This is a genomic window from Streptomyces sp. BRA346, from assembly GCF_052851135.1.
In genome coordinates this window covers 40,624-58,408 of the sequence record NZ_JAIWIH010000001.1, presented here as the reverse complement: position 1 = coordinate 58,408, position 17,785 = coordinate 40,624, and the positions used below count along the sequence as shown (strand labels likewise).

The 17,785-nt window shown below is 69.2% G+C and carries 14 protein-coding genes; 5 read left to right on the top strand and 9 right to left on the bottom strand.

Going from position 1 to position 17,785, the window contains the following annotated elements:
• Positions 1–7 precede the first annotated feature (7 nt).
• Together rplC and rpsJ are read right to left on the bottom strand one after the other, a co-directional pair.
• Complete coding sequence (rplC, locus tag LCH29_RS00280) at positions 8–652, bottom strand: 50S ribosomal protein L3 (RefSeq protein WP_046086844.1); 645 nt, start codon at positions 650–652, stop codon at positions 8–10.
• A gap of 13 nt (positions 653–665) precedes the next feature.
• Positions 666–974 (bottom strand): 30S ribosomal protein S10, encoded by a 309-nt coding sequence (rpsJ, locus tag LCH29_RS00275; protein ID WP_003948644.1) that lies wholly within the window; start codon positions 972–974, stop codon positions 666–668.
• A gap of 459 nt (positions 975–1,433) precedes the next feature.
• Between rpsJ and LCH29_RS00270 the strand changes: the two genes are divergently transcribed.
• The 5 genes from LCH29_RS00270 (at position 1,434) to LCH29_RS00250 (ending at position 7,314) form a co-directional block, all read left to right on the top strand.
• Positions 1,434–2,420, top strand: coding sequence for a GNAT family N-acetyltransferase (locus LCH29_RS00270; RefSeq protein ID WP_446459627.1), 987 nt, complete (start codon positions 1,434–1,436; stop codon positions 2,418–2,420).
• A gap of 127 nt (positions 2,421–2,547) precedes the next feature.
• Positions 2,548–3,108, top strand: a complete 561-nt coding sequence (locus tag LCH29_RS00265; RefSeq protein WP_446459626.1) for a SigE family RNA polymerase sigma factor — start codon at positions 2,548–2,550, stop codon at positions 3,106–3,108.
• Positions 3,109–3,118: 10 nt separating this feature from the next.
• Positions 3,119–4,006: a hypothetical protein gene (locus LCH29_RS00260; RefSeq protein WP_446459625.1), complete on the top strand. Its 888-nt coding sequence runs from the start codon at positions 3,119–3,121 to the stop codon at positions 4,004–4,006.
• A gap of 66 nt (positions 4,007–4,072) precedes the next feature.
• Positions 4,073–5,011: a DUF3152 domain-containing protein gene (locus tag LCH29_RS00255; RefSeq protein WP_446459624.1), complete on the top strand. Its 939-nt coding sequence runs from the start codon at positions 4,073–4,075 to the stop codon at positions 5,009–5,011.
• A 137-nt stretch (positions 5,012–5,148) separates the two neighbouring features.
• A complete protein-coding gene (locus LCH29_RS00250) occupies positions 5,149–7,314 on the top strand; it encodes a PIG-L family deacetylase (RefSeq protein ID WP_446459623.1) in 2,166 nt (721 codons plus the stop codon).
• A gap of 64 nt (positions 7,315–7,378) precedes the next feature.
• On the opposite strand, the gene LCH29_RS00245 is transcribed toward LCH29_RS00250, so the two are convergent.
• From LCH29_RS00245 to LCH29_RS00215, 7 genes are all read right to left on the bottom strand, one after another.
• Entirely contained in the window at positions 7,379–8,434 is a 1,056-nt protein-coding gene (locus LCH29_RS00245) for an SRPBCC family protein (protein ID WP_446459622.1), read from the bottom strand.
• Positions 8,427–8,969 carry a hypothetical protein gene (locus tag LCH29_RS00240; protein WP_446459621.1) on the bottom strand — a complete coding sequence of 181 codons (543 nt, stop codon included), beginning with the start codon at positions 8,967–8,969 and terminating at the stop codon, positions 8,427–8,429. Before LCH29_RS00240 ends, LCH29_RS00245 begins: the two co-directional genes overlap by 8 nt.
• Before the next feature lie 128 nt (positions 8,970–9,097).
• Positions 9,098–10,291, bottom strand: coding sequence for an elongation factor Tu (gene tuf / locus LCH29_RS00235; protein ID WP_123107880.1), 1,194 nt, complete (start codon positions 10,289–10,291; stop codon positions 9,098–9,100).
• Positions 10,292–10,517: 226 nt separating this feature from the next.
• On the bottom strand, positions 10,518–12,638 hold the full coding sequence (gene fusA, locus LCH29_RS00230; protein WP_446459620.1) for an elongation factor G: 2,121 nt from the start codon (positions 12,636–12,638) through the stop codon (positions 10,518–10,520).
• Between the two features lie 38 nt (positions 12,639–12,676).
• Positions 12,677–13,147: a 30S ribosomal protein S7 gene (gene rpsG, locus LCH29_RS00225; RefSeq protein WP_014178748.1), complete on the bottom strand. Its 471-nt coding sequence runs from the start codon at positions 13,145–13,147 to the stop codon at positions 12,677–12,679.
• Between the two features lie 2 nt (positions 13,148–13,149).
• On the bottom strand, positions 13,150–13,521 hold the full coding sequence (gene rpsL / locus LCH29_RS00220; RefSeq protein WP_014054153.1) for a 30S ribosomal protein S12: 372 nt from the start codon (positions 13,519–13,521) through the stop codon (positions 13,150–13,152).
• Between the two features lie 333 nt (positions 13,522–13,854).
• On the bottom strand, positions 13,855–17,754 hold the full coding sequence (locus LCH29_RS00215; protein WP_446459619.1) for a DNA-directed RNA polymerase subunit beta': 3,900 nt from the start codon (positions 17,752–17,754) through the stop codon (positions 13,855–13,857).
• Between the last annotated feature and the right edge of the window lie 31 nt (positions 17,755–17,785).

Here is a 17,785-nt window from a genome sequence, read left to right as displayed (position 1 = left end):
GGTTACCTCAGGCCCCCTTGGCCGCGGTACGGACCAGGACGAGGCCGCCGTTCGGACCAGGAACCGCTCCCTTGATCAGGAGCAGACCCTTCTCCGCGTCAACGGCGTGGACGGTCAGGTTCTGGGTGGTGACCCGCTCGTTGCCCATGCGGCCGGCCATGCGCAGGCCCTTGAACACGCGGCCCGGGGTGGCGCAGCCACCGATGGAGCCAGGCGAGCGGTGCTTGCGCTGGGTGCCGTGGCCGGCGCCGAGGCCGCCGAAGCCGTGGCGCTTCATGACACCGGCGGTGCCCTTGCCCTTGCTGGTGCCGGTCACGTCGACCTTCACACCGGACTCGAACACCTCGGCGGTGACCTCCTGGCCGAGCGTGTACTCACCGGCGTCGGCGGTACGCAGCTCCACCAGGTGGCGGCGCGGGGTGACGTCCGCCTTGGCGAAGTGGCCCTTGAGGGGCTTGTTCACCTTGCGCGGGTCGATCTCGCCGAAGGCGATCTGGACGGCGTCGTAGCCGTCGGCGTCATCGGTACGGACCTGGGTCACGACGCAGGGCCCGGCCTTGACGACGGTGACCGGGACGACACGGTTGTTCTCGTCCCACACCTGCGTCATGCCGAGCTTCTCGCCCAGGACGCCCTTGATCTGCTTAGCCATCTCGCGCGTCACCTCAGAGCTTGATCTCGATGTCGACGCCCGCCGGCAGGTCGAGACGCATGAGCGAGTCGACGGTCTTCGGCGTGGGGTCGAGGATGTCGATGAGGCGCTTGTGCGTACGCATCTCGAAGTGCTCGCGCGAGTCCTTGTACTTGTGCGGCGACTTGATGACGCAGTACACGTTCTTCTCTGTGGGCAGCGGCACCGGGCCCGCGACCGACGCACCAGTGCGGGTCACCGTCTCGACGATCTTCTTCGCCGAGGAGTCGATGACCTCGTGGTCGTAGGCCTTGAGCCGGATGCGGATCTTCTGTCCCGCCATGGCTACTTCGTAGTCCTGTCTCTCGTAACGCTCTGGGACCCGGTGGCGTTCGCGGCCCTCCCACCCGCACTCCCGACCCACGCGGTCGGGCGTGTCGCGACCCTTCCCGTAAATCTCCGCAGAAGAGATCCCTGGTGAAGGGGGCTGGTCGGGGGAGAGAGTCACCCACCGGGCGCCTGGCTGGGGCCCCGCTGACACTTCCCGGAAGATTCCCGTACTTCCGCCCCTGATCAGGGACGACGAGTACTGCGGGACTCGCTTCCAGTCCTCCCGGCGGGAGGCGCGCAGCATCGGCACTCAACCGAGCAACCCGGACAGTCTGCCATACGAGGCCCAGCCTCCGCGAATCGGCCCTGGAGCGTACCCCACACCCACATCGGCGAACCCCCTCGATCGCCCTGTGGTGCGACGGACCGCGGGCACGGTACTTTCGACACACCGGGACGAGGGGGGATCGGGATGGCCGAGCCGTTACGGGTGGAGATCCTGCGGGCGGGCGAGGAGCACGTGGAGCAGATCGCCCGGCTCGCCGAGTCACGGAGCCTGAACGGGCCGGGCGGCATCCGGGGATCGACGGACGGCGGCTTCCTGGTCTCGGCGTACACCGAGGCGGACTACCGCTCCCGGCTGGCGACCGCCGAGCACTTCTACGTGGCGGTCAAGGGCGGGCAGGTGCAGGCGTTCCTGATGGCGTACAGCTCCGACCAGGTCGAGCCGGACGAGTGGCTGAACCGCCGGATCAAGACGACGCTGGGCGCCTTCCTGGTGATCAAGCAGATCTGCGTGTCCCGCGAGGCGGCGCGGTCCGGGATCGCCTCGATGCTCTACTACCACGTGCTCGATCAGTGGCACAAAAGCCCCGTGATCGCCGCGGTGGTCAACGACCCGCCCAATGACGCGTCCGCGCACTTCCACCACAAGCTCGGCTTCCAGGAGCTGACCCGGCTGACCCCGCCGGACGGGCTGCCCCGGGTGGTGTGGGTCTGGCGCAAACCGCGCGAGGCGATCCTGCACGTGCAGTACGAGGTCGCGGTGGACCTCTACAAGCACGAGGACAACCTGAACTGGCAGAAGCTGAACAACCTCTTCTACATCACCGCGGGCCTCGCGGCCGCCATGGCCTTCAGCCTCGGCAAGGAGGGCGCGGGCGGCACCCTGGGCAAGGTCCTGGCGGGGATCATCTCGGTGATCGGCTTCGGGGTGTCGATGGGCTTCTCCCTGATGCTGCGCTACGGCCGTCAGTACCTGCTGGCGCGCAAGGAAGCGGTGATCGAGCTGGAGGAGTACATGGCCTGGCTCGGCGGGGAGCGGATAGTGAACCGCCGCGCCACCGACCCCCGCTCCGGCTATCTGAAGGTGTCGCCCACCGGATTGATCATGGTGCTGCTGCCGGTGCTGGTCGCGCTCTGCTGGCTCGGGACTCTCGTGGCACTGATCGCCCACTGAGGGCGCCGGCCGCCTCCCCCCTCCCCGCCTGTGATGTGACCCACAAAGGGCAACCCGGGGCCGCCCCCATCGCGTTCGGCGTGCGTGGATCACACGAAGGATCGGCTTCGAATCACGCGAGGACGGCATGGCGGGCGGCGACTGGACCGAGTTCGAGGAGTTCGTCGCCGCCTGCGGGCCACGGCTGCTGCGTTCCGCCTGGTTCCTGACCGGGGACCGGCATCTGGCCGAGGACCTGCTCCAGAGCGCCCTGGCCCGGGTCTGGCCGAAGTGGGGACGCATCGCGGAGGAGAACCCCGAGGCGTACGTGCGCCGCACTCTGGTCCATCTGCACGCGTCCTGGTGGCGGCGGCACTGGCGGCGCGAGGTGCCGCACTCCGAGGTGCCGGAACCGTCCTCCCGGGGCGGTCCGGCCGGTGCGTCTCCCCAGGTCGGCGAGGTCGACCAGGGACGGACGATCATCGGGCTGCTGCGGCTGCTGCCCCGGCGCCAGCGCGAGGTCGTCGTCCTGCGCTATCTGGAGGACCTGAGCGTGGAACAGACCGCGGCGGTGCTGGGCTGCTCCACCGGCACGGTCAAGAGCCAGGCGTCGAAGGCCCTGAACACGCTGCGCACCCGATTACCCGGGCTCGACGCCGGTCTCGTGCCCGCCCCGGAGCCGGTCCGCGGCCGCGCCGCGCCGAAGTGAGGTGAGGACCGTGGCGACGAAGAACGACCCCGGGGGACACGGCACCGAGGAGCTGGCCCGCGCCGCGGCCGGGCTGCGGCGGCTCGCGAAGGCCGACACCCCTCCGCTGACGGCGCCGGAGGACCGCATGGAGCGGGTACGGCACCGGGTGGTGCGGGCCCGCAGGCGGCGCACCGCCGTCGTGGCCGCCCCGATGGTGGTCGCGCTGATCGCGGGGGCGGTGTCCCTCGCCACCGGTCTGCGCGACGGCCGGTCCGCGGCCCCCGGCACCACCCCGGCCACCACGCCCACCCCGGACCGGACCGCGACGCCGCGGAAGGTGCTGAAGCTGCCGGACGTTGCGGGCGGGATGGACCTGCGGGTGTCCGTGCCCGACGACTGGCGGGTGCAGAAGCCGCAACGCGTTAACGGCACGGACGGCCCAGACGGCACGGACGGTCCGGCGAGCGAGACGTACGTCCTGGCGGGCCCGGCGGCGCACGAGGCGTCGAGCACGGCGGCGACCGGCACGCCGGAGAGCACGCCGCCCGCCACGCCGGAGAGCACGGTGTCGGCCGTCGTTCCCCCGGGCACCGGCGGCCGCGCCTGCGGCGACGCCCTCAAGGAAGCCCGCTACGGCCCCGAGCTGTGCCTGCCGGTGACCCGGCTGGCGGAGAACAGCGCCCTGGTGCTGTGGCGCCGGGAGTCCTACGACCGGCCGGAGCGGAAGCCGTCCGTGCGGCTGTCGCCCCCGACCCCGGTCTGCCGGGAGCTGGGCGGAACGGCCTTCCTCAGCCTGCGGCAGCCGCTGCCCGACCACCCCGACAGCACGGTCGCCGCGTACGCCTGCCTCGCCTCCCCGGACTCCACCCTCATCGCGCACGTCAAGGGCGCGCTCTCCTCGGCCCGCTTCTCCTGAACCGCGGCCGACGCTCTGCCGTACCCCCTTTCACTCCCTCCTTCACCACCCTGGAGCACCCCCCGCATGACCGCCACCGAGCCGTCCACCGAGCGTTCCGCCGCGCCGCCCGCCCGGTCCTCGCACCGCCGTTCCTCCCGGCGCCGCCGTCGGCGCCGCTCGCCGGTGGTGCCGCTGCTGATCGGCGCGGCGGTGACGTCCGGAGCCGCGCTGGCCGTCTACGCCGTGTTACCGGGCGACGGCGGCGGCGTACGGTCCGCCCCCGCGGACTCCGCGGCGGCGACCCGGTCCCCGGCGGCCGACTACGCCCCCACCGCCGCGCCGACCGCTCCGCCCTCCCGGTCCTCCCGCGACGCGGGCCCCGCACGCCCCACCGCGCCCACGGCCCCCTCCGGGAGCGCATCCCCCTCCGGGAGCCCCTCCCCCACCGCGCCCGCGTCCCCCGCCGGAACCGGCACCTTCGTCACCGCGAAATCCTCCGGCAAGGTGATCGGCGACGGCGGCGATGTGCGGCGGTTCAAGGTCCAGGTCGAGGAGGGCACGGGCGTCGACCCGAAGGAGGCCGCGGCCGAGATATCCGCCGTCCTCGCGGACGAGCGCGGCTGGACCAGGGACCGGAAGCACTCCTTCCAGCTGGTGTCCGGCGGCGCTTTCGACTTCGAGGTGAAGATCGCCACCCCGGACACCGTCGACGACATCTGCGGGCAGGCGGGGCTCAAGACCAAGGGCGAGGTCAACTGCGCCGCCGGAACGCAGGTCATGGTCAACCTCAAGCGCTGGAACACCGGCTCCCCCGAGTTCGACGGCCCGATCCGCGAATACCGCGCGCTGATCGTCAACCACGAGGTGGGCCACCGCATCGGCCACGGCCACGAGACCTGCCCCGGCCCCGGAAAGCCCGCCCCGGCGATGATGCAGCAGATAGACGGGCTGAAGGGCTGCGTCGCCAACGCCTGGCCCTACTCCAGGGCCGGGAGGTACCTCGGCGGCCCCTCGGTGGCCTGACCGGCCCCGCTCCCGCGTGTCCGAAGTGTGATCGACGCCTCCCCGGCTATCGGACAACCTTCGAAGATCATCAACCGTCCCCTATCACGTGGAAGCAGCCGGAGACTACGTGCTGCACAAGTGACAGGGTCGCCAAATTGAACAGTCGATGGACTCTGCCCGCGCGCACGACACGCAGGCAGGCACTGGCCGCGGTGGCGGCCCTCACCGCCACCGCCGCCGCCGGATGCAGCGGCCGTCCCGGGTCTTCCGCCGCCCCCGCCGCGCCCGCCCGGACGACCAGCAGCCCGGGGGCCGCCGAGCCGTTCACCTCGGCGGCCGGGGACAAGCGCGCCACCCTGCTCCAGGTCATGGCCCACCCCGATGACGACCTGTACTTCATGAACCCCGACAACGAGCACGTCCTGCGCTCCGGGGTCCCCGTGGTGAGCGTGTACGTCACGGCGGGCGAGGCGCTGGGCCTCAACCGGGTGGCCGGACGGCCGCTGCCGCCGCCGGACAAGGCCGCGTACTCCGCCGCCCGCCACCAGGGGCTGCGGCAGGCGTACGCGCAGATGCTGGGCCTGCACCAGTTCACGCCGTGGCACCGGTCGGTGCTGAACCTGCCCGGCGGCGTCAAGGCGGAGACGAACGTCCTCGCCAACGGCACCCGCAGGGTACGGCTGATCTTCCTCAACATCGCCATGCTGTCCGAGGGGCACATCCGCATGCCCGACCTGTGGGACACCCCCGGCACCGTCATGCGCACACTGCTGGCCGAGGGCTCCCTGGTGCAGCACCCCAGCTCGTACGTCCACCAGACCCTGGTCGACGTGCTCGCCGAGATCATGGACCGCTACCGGCCCACCCTCATCCACACCCTCGACCCCGACCCCGACTTCCAGGTGCACGACCTGCTGCACCCCAAGGACAACGACCAGCCCGGCTGTTCGGACCACCGGGACCACACCCCGGTCGCGCTGTTCACCTGGAAGGCGATCGCGCAGTGGGCCGCCGAGTCCACCCGGCGGGACAAGCAGGCGCCGCGCTTCACCACCACGTCCTTCCGCGGCTACTACAACCAGCGCTGGCCGCACAATCTGCCGCCCGCCGTGCTGGCCCAGAAGGCGCGCGTCATCAAGGCGTACGGCGGCTCCCCGGCGTGGAAGTGCGGTGACTCCGCGGGCTGCGGCGACTACAGCCAGGGCGGTGTGCGGCCGCTCAAGAACCGCAAGGGCTGGATACGCTCCACCCACTACCGCTACCCCAGCGCGCTGCCCACCCCCACCACCGACCGCGAGGGCCGCCTCGTCGCGTACGGCGTCCTCGGCACCCAGGCCGTGCGGTGGCGCGAAACCGCCCGCGGCAGCGGGCGGTTCGGGGCGGCCGTCGGGCTCGGCGGCGGGCCGCTGGCGCCCGCCCTCAGCGCCGTGACCGACAGCAAGGGACGCCAGGTGCTGCTCGCGCTGCGGTTCGCGGCGCTGGACGGCCAGGGCGGGGCCAATATGCGCGAGATCGTGGCGCTGGAACAGAGCCGCCCCGACGGGCCGTTCCGCGCCTGGACCGGGCTCGGCACCCCCGAGGCCAACCCCGAACTCGGCCGCCGCGTCGGCTGCCCCACCGCGGTCGCCACCCCGGACGGGAAGGTCCACCTCTTCTTACGGACCGCCGAGAAGGGCCTCGCCACCCGGGTACGGGATGCGGGCGGCCGCTGGGGTCCATGGGAACGGCTCGGCGGCGCGGAGATCCAGGACGGGCTGACCGCCCTGGTCGACGGCGAGGGCCGGGCCCACGTCGTCGCCCCGGGCCGCGACACCGTGCACCACTGGTCCCAGGAGCGCCCCGGGGACCCCGTCACCCTGCGGCCCGCCGCCGGACTGCCCCGCCCCGGCGGCAACCAGATCGGCGCCGCGCTCGCCCCCGACGGCACGCTCTCCCTGATCTACCGCACCCCCGCGGCCACCGTGCCCGCCCTCCACGGGACGGGCAGCGGCACGGAAGGCCGCACCGTGAGCCACTTCGAGGGGTACGGGGCCATCGCCGCGCACACCGTGCCCGAGCCCGGCAAGGCCGGCAACGACGGCAAGGGCGGCGGGGACGACAAGGCCACCACCCTTCTCCTGCTCGGCCGCAGCCTCGACGGCGACGTCCAGGTCCAGTGGGGCACCGGCCCCGGCGACCGCCCGCTGCGCTCCCCCGGCCACCTCACCCCGGTGGGCACCCCCGCCCTGCTGGCCGACCCCGATCAGGGGGCCTGCGTGGTGGGCGTCGCGCCGGACGCCACCCCGTGGATCTGGCGCCCGCGCCCGACCTCCACGGCGTAACACCGCCGCCGGGGCGCCCCGTCGTCTCGATCGGGGGCGCCCCGGCGGTTGCCGAAGCAGCAGCTCAGCGGCGCGCCGCCGCCGTGCGCCGCCGCGGGCGCTCGGGCTCGGCCTCCTCCTCGGCCTCGTCGGGCTCCTCCTCGTACTCCTCCTCGGGCTCGACGTCGGCGTCTTCGTCCTCGGCCTCGTCGGCGAACTCCGCCTCGTCGCCCTCGGCTTCGGCCTCGGGATCGGCTTCGTCTTCAGCCTCGGCCTCGGGCTCGTCCTCGTCCGCCGCGTCCTCGTCGTCCTGCTCGGCCCGCGGCCCATCGGCCTCTCCCCCGGCCTCGTCGTCGCGCTCTTCTTCCTCCGCCACGGCCGTCTCGTGGTCGACCACAACCTCGCCGTCCTGGATCTCGCCGCGCCAGCCGTCCGTGGCCTCGCCGCGCATCATGATGAACTTGCGGTAGAGCTTGAGGTCGAGCCGCGCCCTGCGGCCCTGGGCGCGCCAGATGTTGCCGGTCTTCTCGAACAGGCCCTTGGGGAAGTACTCCAGCACCAGCAGCACCCGGGTCAGGTTGTCGCCCAGCGGGTGAAAGGTGACGACGCCCTTGACGGTGCCCTTGGCGCCCTCGGTCGTCCAGCTGATCCGCTCGTCCGGCACCTGCTCGGTGACGTTGGCCTTCCAGCTGCGCGTGGACTTGGCGACCTTCACCTTCCAGTTGCTGCTGGTGTCGTCGGCCTTCTCGACGCTGACGACGCCCTTGGCGAAGGTGCTGAACTCCTGGAACTGGGTCCACTGGTCGTACGCCTCGCGGACCGGCACCCCGACGTCGATGTCCTCGACCACCGTGACGCTCTTGGACTTGCCGCCGCCGCTCTTACCGCGTCCCTTGCCGAACATGCCCTTGACCTTGTCCTTCAGCGAATCCTTCAGCTGGGAGGCCCCGGCCTTCAGCACGGCCTGGCCCGGTGGCTTGCCCTCGGCGAGCGCCTGGGTGCCCTTGGCGAGACCGGTGCCGAGCCCGGTGAGCGCATGGGTCGCCCGGGCCTGGACGTAGCTCTGGAGCTCGTCCTTGAGGCGGTCCGCGGCCGGGCTGCGCACGATGTCGTCCTTCAGCTTGCCCAACGTGTCAGCCATTGCGGCCCCCGGCGGTCTTCGCGGTCTTCTTCGCCGTCTTCTTGGCCGCCTTCTGCGCGGTCTTCTTCGCGGGCGCGGAGGACGAGGCCGAGGCCTTGCGCGCCCGGCCCGCCGGAGTCTTGGCCGTCTTGGCCTGCGGCGCCTTGCGCCGCGCCGGTGTGCGTTCGCCCTCCTCGTCGGCGGCCTCGTCGTCCTCCGGCTCCTCGTCCTCGTCGCGCGCGTCGCGCTCGTCGTCCGACTCGCCCCGCAGGCTCAGCGTGCGGTCGTGCAGCGAGTCGGCGAGGGCGTTCATGCGGGTGGACAGGGCACGGGTCGCGGCCGTCTTGGCGGCCCCGCTCAGCTCGTTGCGCGCCTGCGCGTTCAACCCGCTCAGCAGCGGGGAGTCGGCGACCGCCCGGGCCAGCTGCTGCGGATCGAGGGTGATCTTCTTCCCGGCGAGCAACATGCCCAGCCCGAGGGCGAGTTTCGCCTTCTTGGTGCGCCCCAGGAGATAGCCTCCCGTGATCGCGACCGCGATCTTGCCGTTGGTCATCATCCGTACTCCCGAAGTCGAACTCAGCTTCGATGCGGATGGCCGGGTACCCAGATACGGAAAAGCCCCACCCGCCGGTGAAGGCGAGTGGGGCTCGGTGCTCCGGGGAGCGTGCTCCGAAGAGCGTCAGATCACTTGTTGATCTTCGTGACCTGACCGGCGCCGACGGTCCGGCCACCCTCACGGATGGCGAACTTCAGGCCCTCCTCCATGGCGACCGGCTGGATCAGCTGGACGGACATCTCGGTGTTGTCGCCCGGCATGACCATCTCGGTGCCCTCGGGGAGGGTCACAACGCCCGTCACGTCCGTGGTACGGAAGTAGAACTGCGGACGGTAGTTGTTGAAGAACGGCGTGTGGCGGCCACCCTCGTCCTTGGACAGGATGTACGCCTGGGCCTCGAACTCGGTGTGCGGGGTGACCGAACCCGGCTTGATGATGACCTGGCCGCGCTCGACGTCCTCGCGCTTGATGCCGCGGAGCAGCAGACCGACGTTCTCACCGGCCTGGCCCTCGTCGAGCAGCTTGCGGAACATCTCGATACCGGTGACGGTGGTCGAGGTCTTCTCGTTCTTGATGCCGATGATGTCGACGTTCTCGTTGACCTTCAGCACACCACGCTCGATACGGCCGGTGACGACCGTGCCGCGGCCGGTGATGGTGAAGACGTCCTCGATCGGCATGAGGAACGGCTTGTCGACGTCGCGCTCCGGGTTCGGGATGGAGTCGTCGACGGCCTTCATCAGGTCGAGGACGGACTTGCCCCACTCGGCGTCGCCCTCGAGCGCCTTGAGCGCCGAGACCTTGACGACCGGGACGTCGTCGCCCGGGAACTCGTACTCGGAGAGCAGCTCGCGAACCTCGAGCTCGACGAGCTCCAGGATCTCCTCGTCGTCCACCATGTCGGCCTTGTTCAGGGCGACGACGATGTACGGAACGCCGACCTGGCGGGCCAGGAGCACGTGCTCCTTGGTCTGCGGCATCGGGCCGTCGGTGGCGGCGACCACGAGGATGGCGCCGTCCATCTGCGCGGCACCGGTGATCATGTTCTTGATGTAGTCCGCGTGACCGGGGCAGTCAACGTGCGCGTAGTGACGCGACTCGGTCTGGTACTCGACGTGCGCGATGGAGATCGTAATACCGCGCTGGCGCTCTTCCGGCGCCTTGTCGATCATGTCGAAGGCCGAGGCCTCGTTCAGGTCCGGGAACGCGTCGTGCAGCACCTTGGTGATCGCCGCGGTAAGAGTGGTCTTACCGTGGTCGATGTGACCGATGGTGCCGATGTTGACGTGCGGCTTAGTCCGCTCGAACTTCGCCTTCGCCACTGGGGTCCTCCTACGGAGTGGTTCTGTAACGCATCCGCGCCTTGCGGACGGGTTCAGGTGGTCTTACCGAACCGGCCAGGACCCCGAGGGGGATGCCCTTCGCCGTATTCGTTATGGGGGCCGGCGGCCGGGGCCCGCCATGGACCGCCGCGATGGACGATCTATGACGGAACACCCGATGCCTTTAGCTCCAGCCTAAAGGGTGAGGAATGCGGATGAACCCGCGTTACTCGCCCTTGGCCTTCGCGATGATCTCCTCGGCGACGTTCCGGGGAACCTCGGCGTAGGAGTCGAACTGCATGGAATAGCTGGCGCGGCCAGAGGTCTTGCTGCGCAGGTCGCCCACGTAGCCGAACATCTCCGACAGCGGGACCAGACCGATCACCAGCTTGGCGCCGCTACGGTCCTCCATGGACTGGATCTGACCACGGCGGGAGTTGATGTCGCCGATCACGTCGCCCATGTAGTCCTCGGGCGTCGTGACCTCGACCTTCATCATCGGCTCGAGCAGGGCCGGGCTGGCCTTGCGGGCGGCCTCCTTGAAGGCCATCGAACCGGCGATCTTGAAGGCCATCTCGGAGGAGTCGACCTCGTGGTAGCCACCGTCGAGAAGCACGACCTTGACGCCGGTCAGCGGGTAGCCGGCGAGCACGCCGAACTCCATGGCCTCCTGGCAGCCCGCGTCCACGGACGGGATGTACTCCCGCGGAATGCGGCCACCGGTGACCTTGTTCTCGAACTCGTAGCCGTCGCCCTCGAGCGGCTCCAGCGCGATCTGCACCTTGGCGAACTGGCCGGAACCACCAGTCTGCTTCTTGTGCGTGTAGTCGTACCGCTCGACCGCCTTGCGCAGCGTCTCGCGGTAGGCCACCTGCGGCTTACCGACGTTGGCCTCGACCTTGAACTCGCGCTTCATGCGGTCGACCAGCACGTCGAGGTGGAGCTCACCCATGCCGGAGATGATGGTCTGGCCGGTCTCCTCGTCGGTCTTGACGCGGAAGGACGGGTCCTCCTCGGCAAGCCGCTGGATCGCGACGGCCAGCTTCTCCTGGTCGCCCTTGGACTTCGGCTCGATGGCCACCTCGATGACCGGGGCCGGGAAGTCCATGGACTCGAGGATCACCGGGTTCGACGCGTCGCAGAGGGTCTCACCGGTGGTGGTCTGCTTGAGACCCATGACGGCGACGATGTCACCGGCACCCACCGACTCGATCTCCTCACGCTTGTTCGCGTGCATCCGGTAGATCTTGCCGATGCGCTCCTTCTTGCCCTTCACCGAGTTCAGGACCTGCGAGCCGGCCACGAGGCGGCCCGAGTAGACCCGGATGAAGGTGAGCTTCCCGAGGTGCGGGTCGCTCGCAATCTTGAACGCCAGGACCGACAGCGGCTCGTCCTCGGACGGACGACGCTTGATGACCTCGTCGGGGTCCTTGACCGAGTGGCCCTCGATCGCCTCGATGTCGATCGGCGACGGCAGGTACCGGACGACCGCGTCGAGCAGGGGCTGAACGCCCTTGTTCTTGAACGCGGTGCCGCAGAACACGGGGGTGACGGTGGTGCCGCCGCCCTTGCCGGAGGCGATGGTGATGCGGCGGATCGCCGCGTACAGCTGCTCCACGGAGGGCTCCTCGCCCTCCAGGTACAGCTCCATCATCTCTTCGTCGTTCTCGGCGACGGTCTCCAGCAGCTTGCCGCGCCACTCGTCGGCGGCCTCGGTGTGCGTGGCCGGGATGTCGACGGTGTCGTACATCTCGCCCTTGGTCGCCTCGAGGTTCCAGACCAGCGCCTTCATGGTGACGAGGTCGATGACGCCCTTGAAGTCGGCCTCGGTGCCGATCGGCAGCTGCATGACCAGCGGCACCGCGCCCAGGCGGTCCGTGATCATGTCGACGCAGCGGTGGAACTCGGCACCGGTGCGGTCGAGCTTGTTGACGAAGCAGATACGCGGAACGCCGTAGCGGTCCGCCTGACGCCACACGGTCTCGGACTGCGGCTCCACGCCGGCCACACCGTCGAACACCGTCACGGCACCGTCGAGGACGCGCAGCGAGCGCTCCACCTCGACGGTGAAGTCGACGTGCCCCGGAGTGTCAATGATGTTGATCGTGTGATCGGTGTCCTCGAGCGGCCAGTGACAGGTCGTCGCGGCCGACGTGATCGTGATGCCGCGCTCCTGCTCCTGCTCCATCCAGTCCATCGTGGCAGCGCCGTCGTGGACCTCACCGATCTTGTAGCTCACACCGGTGTAGAACAGGATCCGCTCGGTGGTCGTCGTCTTGCCCGCGTCGATGTGGGCCATGATCCCGATATTGCGGACCTTGGCCAGGTCAAGTGAAGTGGTAGCCATAAGGCTTCAGTCTTCTCTCGGTTTCGATGGGGTAGCGACTACCAGCGGTAGTGCGCGAAGGCCTTGTTGGACTCGGCCATCTTGTGGGTGTCCTCGCGACGCTTGACGGAGGCGCCCAGACCGTTGCTGGCGTCCAGCAGCTCGTTCATCAGACGCTCGGTCATGGTCTTCTCGCGACGGGCGCGGGAGTAGCCCACGAGCCAGCGCAGCGCGAGGGTGGAGGACCGGCCGGGACGAACCTCGACCGGCACCTGGTAGGTGGCGCCACCGACACGACGGGAGCGGACCTCGAGGGTCGGCTTCACGTTCTCCAGCGCGCGCTTGAGCGTGATGACCGGGTCGTTGCCGGACTTCTCACGCAGGCCCTCCATGGCGCCGTAGACAATGCGCTCGGCGGTGGAGCGCTTGCCGTTCAGCAGGACCTTGTTGATGAGGGAGGTCACCAGAGGAGAGTTGTAAACCGGGTCGATGATGACCGGGCGCTTCGGGGCGGGACCCTTACGAGGCATTCTTACTTCTCCTTCTTGGCGCCGTAGCGGCTGCGAGCCTGCTTGCGGTTCTTGACGCCCTGCGTGTCGAGGGAGCCGCGGATGATCTTGTAACGAACACCCGGCAGGTCCTTCACACGACCGCCGCGCACGAGCACGATGGAGTGCTCCTGCAGGTTGTGCCCCTCACCCGGGACGTAGGCGGTGACCTCGATCCCACTGCTCAGCCGGACACGCGCGACCTTGCGGAGCGCCGAGTTCGGCTTCTTCGGCGTCGTGGTGAACACGCGGGTGCACGTGCCACGACGCTGCGGCGACCCCGCCAGTGCGGGAGTCTTGTTCTTCTCGACCTTGTCCTGGCGGCCCTTGCGGACCAGCTGCTGGATCGTAGGCACCGTTTCTCCGGTTTCTGTGTGCCGATCTCGATAAAGCTAACCTGGGGATTCTCCGACCCACGCGGTCGGGTGTGTCGCGCACCGCAGCCCCCTGCGAATGTCAGGAGAGTGCAGATTGTTGGTGTCGACACCTCGGCCCCCCGGCAGCGCTCTTAGCGCATACGGGAGCCCAGGGACACCCCAGGCACAAGGTCAGAGCGTACCTACCGCATCGGCTCCGGTCAAAACAAATGCACACGCGCTGGACACACCAACCCGGAGCATAGCCGCAGGGCGGCCACCCCGCCATGGGGTGACCGCCCTGTGAACAGATCCGTGCCTGTGGGCCGGGTCTTACTGGTTGTACGGACCGTAGTCGTAGTCCTCCAGCGGGACCGCCTGGCCGGATCCGGTGCCGAAGGGCGAGTAGTCGATGTCGTCGTAGCCGACGGCCGAGTACATCGCGGCCTTCGCCTCCTCGGTGGGCTCGACCCGGATGTTGCGGTAGCGGGACAGGCCCGTACCGGCCGGGATGAGCTTACCGATGATGACGTTCTCCTTGAGGCCGATCAGGGAGTCCGACTTGGCGTTGATCGCCGCGTCGGTGAGCACCCGGGTCGTCTCCTGGAAGGACGCCGCCGACAGCCAGGACTCGGTCGCCAGCGAGGCCTTGGTGATACCCATCAGCTGCGGACGGCCGGAGGCCGGGTGGCCGCCTTCCTGGACCACACGACGGTTCTCACCCTCGAAGCGCGAGCGCTCCACGAGCTCGCCCGGCAGCAGCTCCGCGTCGCCGGACTCGATGATCGTGACCCGGCGCAGCATCTGCCGGATGATGATCTCGATGTGCTTGTCGTGGATCGACACACCCTGCGAGTTGTAGACCTTCTGGACCTCGCCGACCAGGTGCACCTGGACGGCGCGCTGGCCGAGGATGCGCAGCACGTCGTGCGGGTTGGTGGCACCCACGGTCAGCGCCTGGCCGACCTCGACGTGGTCGCCCTCGCCCACCAGCAGACGGGCCCGCTTGGAGACGCCGTAGGCGGTCTCGTCGGAGCCGTCGTCCGGGGTGACGACGATCTTCTTGGTCTTCTCGGTCTCCTCGATCCGGACGCGGCCGGCCGCCTCCGAGATCGGCGCGACGCCCTTGGGCGTACGGGCCTCGAAGAGCTCGACGACACGCGGCAGACCCTGGGTGATGTCGTCACCGGCCACACCACCGGTGTGGAAGGTACGCATCGTCAGCTGGGTGCCGGGCTCACCGATGGACTGGGCGGCGATGATGCCGACGGCCTCGCCGATGTCCACCAGCTTGCCGGTCGCCAGCGAGCGGCCGTAGCACATGGCGCAGGTGCCGACGGCGGACTCGCAGGTGAGCACCGAACGGGTCTTGACCGTCCCGACGCCGTGCCGGACCAGCTCGTCGATGAGCACGTCGCCCAGGTCGGTGCCGGCCGGGGCCAGGACCTTCCCGTCCACGACGATGTCCTCGGCGAGGCAGCGCGCGTACACGCTGGTCTCGACGTCCTCCGTCTTGCGCAGCACGCCGTCCGCGCCCGTGGTCGCGATCGCGAGCTTGAGACCGCGCTCGGTGCCGCAGTCCTCCTCGCGAATGATCACGTCCTGGGAGACGTCCACCAGACGACGGGTCAGGTAACCCGAGTCGGCGGTACGCAGGGCGGTGTCCGCGAGACCCTTACGGGCACCGTGGGTGGAGATGAAGTACTCCAGCACGGAGAGACCCTCACGGAACGACGCCTTGATGGGCCGCGGGATGGTCTCGTTCTTCGCGTTGGACACCAGACCACGCATACCGGCGATCTGACGCATCTGCATCATGTTTCCGCGCGCGCCCGAGTCGACCATCATGAAGATCGGGTTGGTCTTCGGGAAGTTCGCGTTCATCGCCTCGGCGACCTCGTTGGTCGCCTTGGTCCAGATCGCGATCAGTTCCTGGGTGCGCTCGTCCTTGGTGATCAGACCGCGCTCGTACTGCTTCTGGACCTTCTCGTCCTGCGCCTCGTAGCCCGTGATGATGGCCTTCTTGGCCTCGGGCACGACCACGTCGGAGATGGCGACGGTGACACCGGAGCGGGTGGCCCAGTGGAAACCGGCCGCCTTCAGGTTGTCCAGGGTCGCCGCGACGATGACCTTGGGGTAGCGCTCGGCGAGGTCGTTGACGATCTCGGAGAGCTGCTTCTTGCCCACCGAGTAGTCGACGAACGGGTAGTCCTCGGGCAGCAGCTCGTTGAAGAGCGCGCGGCCCAGCGTGGTGCGCAGCCGGAAGCTGTCGCCCTGCTGCCAGGCGGGCTCGCCCTCCTCCGGAGCCGGCGGGGTCCAGCCGCGGGGCGGGACGGTGCCGATCGGGAAACGGATGTCGATCTTCGCCTGGAGCGACAGCTCCCGGGCGTCGAACGCCATGATCGCCTCGGCGACCGAACCGAAGGACCGGCCCTCGCCCTTGACCTCGCGCTCCTCCTCGTCGGTGGTGAGGAAGAACAGACCCAGCACCATGTCCTGGGTCGGCATGGTCACCGGCCGGCCGTCGGCCGGCTTGAGGATGTTGTTCGAGGACAGCATCAGGATGCGGGCCTCGGCCTGCGCCTCCGCGGACAGCGGCAGGTGCACGGCCATCTGGTCACCGTCGAAGTCCGCGTTGAACGCGGTGCAGACGAGCGGGTGAATCTGAATGGCCTTGCCCTCGACCAGCTGCGGCTCGAAGGCCTGGATGCCCAGGCGGTGCAGGGTCGGCGCACGGTTCAGCAGCACCGGGTGCTCGGCGATGACCTCTTCGAGCACGTCGTACACGACCGTGCGGCCGCGCTCGACCATGCGCTTCGCCGACTTGATGTTCTGCGCGTGGTTGAGGTCCACCAGGCGCTTCATCACGAACGGCTTGAAGAGCTCCAGCGCCATGGCCTTGGGCAGACCGCACTGGTGCAGCTTCAGCTGCGGGCCGACGACGATGACGGAACGCGCCGAGTAGTCGACACGCTTACCGAGCAGGTTCTGACGGAACCGGCCCTGCTTACCCTTCAGCATGTCGCTGAGGGACTTCAGCGGACGGTTACCGGGACCGGTGACCGGGCGACCGCGGCGGCCGTTGTCGAACAGCGCGTCGACGGCCTCCTGGAGCATCCGCTTCTCGTTGTTCACGATGATCTCGGGGGCACCGAGGTCGAGCAGACGCTTGAGGCGGTTGTTCCGGTTGATCACACGGCGGTACAGGTCGTTCAGGTCGGAGGTCGCGAAGCGGCCACCGTCCAGCTGCACCATCGGACGCAGGTCCGGCGGGATCACCGGGATGCAGTCCAGCACCATGCCGTTGGGGCTGTTGCGGGTCTGGAGGAAGGCGGAGACGACCTTGAGGCGCTTGAGCGCACGGGTCTTCTTCTGGCCCTTGCCGGTCCGGATGATCTCGCGGAGCTTCTCGGCCTCCTCGTCGAGGTCGAAGGACTCCAGGCGCTTCTGGAGCGCGGCCGCGCCCATGCCGCCCATGAAGTACGTGCCGAAGCGGTCACGCAGCTCGCGGTAGAGCAGCTCGTCGCCCTCCAGGTCCTGGACCTTGAGGCTCTTGAAGCGGTTCCACACCTCGTCGAGACGGTCGATCTCGCGCTGGGCGCGGTCGCGCAGCTGCTTCATCTCGCGCTCGGCGCCCTCGCGCACCTTGCGGCGCACATCGGCCTTGGCGCCCTCGGCCTCCAGCTCGGCGAGGTCCGCCTCGAGCTTCTTGGCGCGGGCCTCCAGGTCGGCGTCGCGGCGCTGCTCGATCTGCTGGCGCTCGACGGAGACGTGGGCCTCCAGCGACGGCAGGTCGCGCGTGCGGCGCTCCTCGTCCACCCACGTGATCATGTAGGCGGCGAAGTAGATGACCTTTTCGAGGTCCTTCGGGGCGAGGTCGAGCAGGTAGCCCAGACGGCTGGGCACGCCCTTGAAGTACCAGATGTGGGTGACGGGAGCGGCCAGCTCGATGTGGCCCATCCGCTCACGGCGCACCTTGGCGCGGGTGACCTCGACGCCACAGCGCTCACAGATGATGCCCTTGAAGCGGACGCGCTTGTACTTGCCGCAGTAGCACTCCCAGTCCCGGGTCGGACCGAAGATCTTCTCGCAGAAGAGTCCGTCCTTTTCGGGCTTCAGGGTGCGGTAGTTGATGGTCTCCGGCTTCTTGACCTCGCCGTGGGACCACTGACGGATGTCGTCAGCGGTGGCGAGGCCGATCCGCAGCTCGTCGAAGAAGTTGACGTCGAGCACTTGTCGTCAATCCCTCTTTCAGGGTCGTGTC

Coding starts and splice junctions, on each gene's coding strand:
- fusA (WP_446459620.1), bottom strand. CDS start 12,638: ATGGCTACCACTTCACTTGACCTGGCCAAGGTCCGCAATATCGGGATC.
- LCH29_RS00255 (WP_446459624.1), top strand. CDS start 4,073: ATGACCGCCACCGAGCCGTCCACCGAGCGTTCCGCCGCGCCGCCCGCC.
- rpsG (WP_014178748.1), bottom strand. CDS start 13,147: ATGCCTCGTAAGGGTCCCGCCCCGAAGCGCCCGGTCATCATCGACCCG.
- rpsJ (WP_003948644.1), bottom strand. CDS start 974: ATGGCGGGACAGAAGATCCGCATCCGGCTCAAGGCCTACGACCACGAG.
- LCH29_RS00245 (WP_446459622.1), bottom strand. CDS start 8,434: ATGGCTGACACGTTGGGCAAGCTGAAGGACGACATCGTGCGCAGCCCG.
- LCH29_RS00265 (WP_446459626.1), top strand. CDS start 2,548: ATGGCGGGCGGCGACTGGACCGAGTTCGAGGAGTTCGTCGCCGCCTGC.
- LCH29_RS00240 (WP_446459621.1), bottom strand. CDS start 8,969: ATGATGACCAACGGCAAGATCGCGGTCGCGATCACGGGAGGCTATCTC.
- rplC (WP_046086844.1), bottom strand. CDS start 652: ATGGCTAAGCAGATCAAGGGCGTCCTGGGCGAGAAGCTCGGCATGACG.
- LCH29_RS00270 (WP_446459627.1), top strand. CDS start 1,434: ATGGCCGAGCCGTTACGGGTGGAGATCCTGCGGGCGGGCGAGGAGCAC.